The 5,692-nt window shown below is 44.1% G+C and carries 5 protein-coding genes; 2 read left to right on the top strand and 3 right to left on the bottom strand.

Annotated elements, in window-relative coordinates:
* Window positions 1–127: 127 nt before the first annotated feature.
* Window positions 128–1,198, bottom strand: a complete 1,071-nt coding sequence (gene corA / locus PLL47_RS03420; RefSeq protein ID WP_324444796.1) for a magnesium/cobalt transporter CorA — start codon at window positions 1,196–1,198, stop codon at window positions 128–130.
* Window positions 1,199–1,504: 306 nt separating this feature from the next.
* Here corA and PLL47_RS03415 point away from each other — a divergent pair, with 306 nt between their 5' ends.
* Complete coding sequence (locus tag PLL47_RS03415; protein ID WP_324444795.1) at window positions 1,505–2,425, top strand: mechanosensitive ion channel family protein; 921 nt, start codon at window positions 1,505–1,507, stop codon at window positions 2,423–2,425.
* 193 nt (window positions 2,426–2,618) lie between these two features.
* Complete coding sequence (locus PLL47_RS03410) at window positions 2,619–3,701, top strand: mechanosensitive ion channel family protein (protein ID WP_324444794.1); 1,083 nt, start codon at window positions 2,619–2,621, stop codon at window positions 3,699–3,701.
* A 51-nt stretch (window positions 3,702–3,752) separates the two neighbouring features.
* Here PLL47_RS03410 and PLL47_RS03405 read toward each other — a convergent pair whose 3' ends face one another.
* Both PLL47_RS03405 and PLL47_RS03400 read right to left on the bottom strand, forming a co-directional pair.
* Window positions 3,753–5,060, bottom strand: a complete 1,308-nt coding sequence (locus PLL47_RS03405) for a phenylacetate--CoA ligase family protein (RefSeq protein WP_324444793.1) — start codon at window positions 5,058–5,060, stop codon at window positions 3,753–3,755.
* Window positions 5,053–5,685, bottom strand: coding sequence for an indolepyruvate oxidoreductase subunit beta (locus tag PLL47_RS03400; protein WP_324444848.1), 633 nt, complete (start codon window positions 5,683–5,685; stop codon window positions 5,053–5,055). Before PLL47_RS03400 ends, PLL47_RS03405 begins: the two co-directional genes overlap by 8 nt.
* Window positions 5,686–5,692: the final 7 nt, after the last annotated feature.

The raw sequence follows: 5,692 nt of genomic DNA, 5'->3' as shown, positions 1-5,692 counted from the left end.
ATACTCCTTATTAATTAGTCAATTACCCCTGAATTCCGAAGAACTTTTCAATTTTTTAAATGAGTCCTCTTGAGCGAGCGAAGCGAGTGAAAAGAACGCCGTCCTCCCGAAACGGGTCTCGGGTGGTTTAGACCCATCTTCTCTTTTTAAAGTAAAGAAACATGCTGATTCCTACCATCGCCATTCCCAGCATTACTGCAGGATAACCCCAGCGCCATTCGAGTTCGGGCATGTATTCAAAGTTCATGCCGTATACTCCTGCTATGAAGGTAAGGGGGATAAAAATCGTAGCTATAATCGTCAGGACTTTCATAACGTCATTCATTCTGTTGCTCAAGCTTGAAAGGTAGACGTCTACCATTGAAGAGAGGATATCCCTGAAAGCTTCTATGGAGTCAATTACCTGAATTGTATGGTCATAGACGTCTCGCAGGTAAAGCTGCGTGGTTTCATTTATCAGTTCTGACTCGGTCCTCTGAAGGCTATTTATCAATTCCCTGAGAGGCCAGACTGATCTGCGGAGAGTAATCATATCCCTTTTATGTTTCTGGATTGCTTTCAGGGTTTCAGGAACCGGGTCCACTATGAGTTCTTCTTCAAGGTTTTCTATTTCTTCCCCAATGTGTTCAAGAATCAAGAAATAGTTGTCAACCACAGCATCCATGAGGCTGTATGCAAGAAGGTCCACCCCGTTCTTTCGCAGGCGTGAAGCAGGATTTTTTAACCTGTCTCTTATGGGGTTAAAAACATCTCTTTCCCTCTCCTGAAAAGAGAGGATGTAATTGGAGCCGAAGATAATGCTTACCTGATCTATAATGATCTCTTTTCTTTTTTCATCGAGAATCATCATTTTCAGAACAGCATAAATATAAGAATCGTAATCCTCCATTTTCGGTCGCTGCCCGGTGTTCAGCACGTCTTCAAGGGTAAGAGGATGGACCCCAAAGTAGCTTCCAAGTTTTTCTATAATTCCTATCTGATCTAATCCGTCTACGTTTATCCACAGGTTCATGCCGGGCTGGTCTTTAAGTGCCTGACATTCTTCCACAGTTTTCAGTTCTTTTTCTATCAGTTTTTCACTGTTATATACCCAGGCCCTGATAACGACTTTTTCTGCCTTTTTTTCCCCCACATGTACAAGAGTTCCGGGGGCAAGACCGACATTTGATTGCTTTTTTTTGAAAGTTTTAGATTTCACGGCTCTGCCTCACTTTATAATAAAATTAAACATTTTATTAATTGGAGTTTCACTGATTTAAGCCTGTGCATGCTTTTTGTTCGAATCAGTATAAACTCTGAAGCAATCTTGATAGCTTTGAAGCAGTCCTGATTATATTCCGCATAACCTCAATTTCAATACAAAGGCGGGATTTAAAGCGTTTACAGATAAATATATCTATTATCCATTATATAGAATATTACGAGAAATCTAAAAATTGATCTTCTAAAAATAGGGGAATTTGGGAAGATCATCAAATTGAAAACCAGATAAAGGGGTAGTGATATGGTTCAAACGGAAGTTACGAATAGTTTATACAATATGCTTGATCAGTTTATCGCTTTTGTTCCTACATTGGTAGCCATAATTCTTCTTCTTATTATAGGTACAGTAGTGGGAAAAGCCCTTGGAAAGATCGGGGCAAAGATACTGGATAAGATAGGTCTTGACGAACTGATAGACAAAACGGTGATAGGCGGAATGCTGAGAAGAGGACAGATGAGTACGGTTGGCTTTTTTGATGCCGTCATCCGCTGGTTTATCTATATCATTTTCGCCATAATAATCCTGGACCTTCTAAATATTGAGGTCGTGAACAACTTCGTTGACCTGATTATATTCTATGTTCCGCTTGTGATCTCTGCTCTTATCGTCCTGCTCATAGGTTTGCTGATCGTGGATTTCATCAGCGATTTGCTCAAGAAAGTACTTGTTTCGACTGGAGTAGACGAAAAATTCGAACAGACAACTTTCGGAGCTTCAGTCAGGTCAGGTGGAATGACGATTTCAGGTATCATAGCTGGAATAGTCAGAATATTTGGATATCTGATTTTCCTCACAGCAGCTTCCGATATCCTCCGGCTGGTTATGATTACCGATCTGCTGATAAGTATTACCCAGTATTTGCCACGTGTTATCGTAGCAGTCCTGATACTGATGATAGGAGTTCTGTCCATAGATGTGGTAATGGACTACCTGAGCGGTACTGTCAAAGGCATGAAAGTCGAAGGAGCAGACGTAATCCTTCCACTCCTGAGAGGCTTCCTGCTCCTCATTCTGGTACTGGTTGCCCTGGACACAATGATGATCGACACCGGTATCCTCTATGTGTTCTTCGGACCGCTGGCATGGGGAATTGCTATCGTGGTAGCATTCAAATACGGAGTCAAAGACGCAATTGTTGCTTACGCAAGGGAAAGGAAGTAATTTCTTCCTTTCATTTTCAATTTAAAATACCCTTTTTTGCTTTCATCCTTAACTTTTAAGCGATTTCTGTTCAATCTGAATTTCTATTGTTTCAACTTCCTCAATCTCTTTTGTGAAACTTACTTTACATTCTTACAATTCATGTATTCTAAAATCAATATTTATATAAGGATTCCTGCAAAAGGTTGAGGGCATGGAAACCCTGGATACTCTGAATAACACTACCCCGGATACGGATACTTCTCTTGCAGATAACATTTCCTATTTAGACACAATACTGGAGCATGCATTCACCTGGTTCTCTAACAACCTGGATACGCTGTTGTTCATTATTTTTGTAGGCATGGGCACTATCCTTGTCGCAAGAACTGTAAACAACATTTTGATAAATTACCATAAAAGAGTCAGCAGCAAGCTGCATATCGATGTAACTACTTTCCGAATGTTCAGGCACATAATGGTTGCAGCAGTCTATTTCATAGGTCTGGTTGTTGTAATCTTCAGCATTCCTGAACTGCGCAGTCTCTCCGTAGCGATGTTATCAGGGGCAGGGCTCGCCGGTATCGTAATCGGTTTTGCAGCCCAGAACACGCTGAGCAATATTATTGCAGGCATTGCCCTTGCTCTGTTTCAACCTTTCAGGGTTGGAGACAGACTGACTATTATGAATGAGTACGGAAAAGTTACGGACCTCAACCTCAGGCATACAGTAATTCTGACCTGGGATAACAGGCGCCTTATTATCCCCAACTCAGTGATCAGCAATGAAGCAATAGTTAACTGGACCATAGAAGACCCTGCAGTTATCTGGCCACTGGATGTTGGAATCAGCTATGACTCCGATATCAGCCTGGCAAAGAAAATTATGATTGAGGAAGCCAGAAAACACCCCAAGGTCATGTCTCCCCAGACCCTTGAGTACAGCGTTGTAAAGCCAGGATTACTGAAATCCGAAACTCTTACAAACGGGTTCATGAACCCTTCCGTACTCCATCTTGTAGATCCGGATTTCAGGGAAAGGGGACAGGTTAAAGTATACGTGACAGAGCTCGGAGATTTTGCCATAAATCTCCGCATGCAGATGTGGTTTAAGGACAGGAGTGATGCATACAGTTCAGGATGCGAAATTAGAGAAGCGATCAAAAAGCGTTTTGATGAGGAAGGGATAGAAATTCCGTATCCTTACAGGACTATTGTATACAAGACAGATATTGAAAAGGGAAAGGCTTCTGAAAAACCTTCATCATCAGAAGAAATTAATAATCTACAAAATTAATGAAAGGTATGGAAGGGAATCCGATCAAGAAAATAGAATGATGGAAGGGGTTTAAAGTTCCCTTTCATCGATTACTCTTTTAGTCTTTTTCATGCTTCTTGGAAGTTCACCAAGCTTCACACCCACGATATCCACGGTTACTCCTATAAAGTCCTTGAAAGCTTTTCCCAGGGCTTTCTCAGCTTTTAATTTTTTTGCAGGGTCTTCTGCATCTTCAATTTCGACCCTGAAAGTCATGTTGTCCCTGCCGTCTTTTCTCGTAAGGAGGATCTGGTACTCGCTGCTCACTCCGGGAACTTTGTGGATAATATCTTCAATCTGTCCGGGGTAGATATTTACTGCCTTGTACTTAATGCGGTCATCAGACCTCCCTAAAATCCGGTCAATTCTCGGGAAGGGGCAGCCGCATTTGCAGAGTCCCGGGATTATGCGCGTAAGGTCTCTTGTCCTGTAGCGGATCAGGGGAGCTCCTTCTTTTGTGAGAGTGGTAATAACAAGTTCTCCGAGGGTCCCATCGGGCAGTTGCTCACCTGTTATGGGGTCGATGATCTCAAAAAGCAGGTGGTCGGACCAGTAATGCATCCCTTCGTGGTAGGAGCAGTCAAGGGCAATTCCTGGTCCATAGATTTCCGTCAGCCCGTAGATGTCAAAGGTCTCGATCCCGAGTTCGGTTTCGATCCTGCTGCGCATCTTTTCGCTCCAGCGCTCCGAGCCGATAACACCTACCCTGAGATGGATCTGGTCTTTCAGGCCGCGCTTTTCAATCTCTTCGGCAAGCAAAAGCGCATACGAAGAAGTGCTTGCAAGGGCTGTGGACCTGAGGTCGACAAGCATCTCAAGCTGTTTTTCGGTATTTCCGGGCCCTGTAGGTATTGCCATTGCTCCAAGGCGCTCGGCACCGAGCTGGAATCCGATACCTGCGGTCCAGAGCCCATATCCCGGAGTTATCTGGATCCTGTCTCTGTTGGTAAGCCCTGCCAGCATGTAGCAGCGCATCATAAGTTCTGCCCAGACATCAACATCCTTCCGGGTATAAGGAATAATTACAGGCTTGCCTGTAGTTCCTGAGGAAGAATGGATCCTGACAACTACGGAATCAGGCACTGCCTGAAGCCCGAGGGGATAGGCGTCCCTCAGTTCCTCTTTGTGCGTGAAAGGCAGGAGTTTCAGGTCTTCAAGGGATTTTATTTTCTCGATATCCACGTTTTCTTCCCTGAACTTCTTCTGGTAAAACGGACTGCCTTCAACAACACGTCTGAGCAGGTCCTTCAGTTTTGCAAGGGTATCTTCTTCCGAGAGATTTGGGTGATAGAGCTGGACATCAGGATCGAGCTCAGAATCACAGGATGCTTCATACATTTAATTTCACCTTCTTTTCCCCGTTCAGGGGCGCAGAGATCAGCTTTATTTTTTCTATCGCAGCTTCAAAAGCAGCCCTGTTTACAGCCCTGTGTTTTTCAGGGATTTCGGTTTCAAGTACTGCCAGAATGATTTCTCTTGAGAAAGGCAGTATATCCATACCTGCCGCCGCTCCCAGCATTGCAACATTGGCAGCCCTGTATGTCCCCGCCTCTTCTGCGAGCCGGGTGAAATCCAGACAGAGCATATCCGGGAAGTGTGCCTTCAGAAAAGACAGCAAAGACTCAGGGTTATATTCCGGGCTTCCGGGGGGTTTTGATGCAGGGGGTATGGCATGAGAGTTTACTATGATTTTTCCGCCTTTTTTCAGGAACGGGAGATTCCTTATGCTTTCTGCGGGTTCAAGTCCTATAAGCATGTCTGCCTTCCCTGCCGGGATAAGTGAACCCGAAATCTCGTCTCCTATCCTTATATGGCTGCTCACCGAACCTTCCCTCTGGGACATGCCTATGGTTTCGGCAGTGCTCACACGGAACCCGGCTTTCATTGCAGCAAGTGCAAGCATTCGGGAAGCAAGCACAACTCCCTGTCCTCCAACACCTGCAACCAGAATATCGTACTTCATTTCTTCA

This window comes from Methanosarcina sp., from assembly GCF_035390745.1.
In the GTDB taxonomy this organism is placed as follows: Archaea; Halobacteriota; Methanosarcinia; order Methanosarcinales; family Methanosarcinaceae; genus Methanosarcina.
Note: the sequence above shows the minus strand (reverse complement) of the source record. Positions and strands in the feature narration are given on the sequence as shown.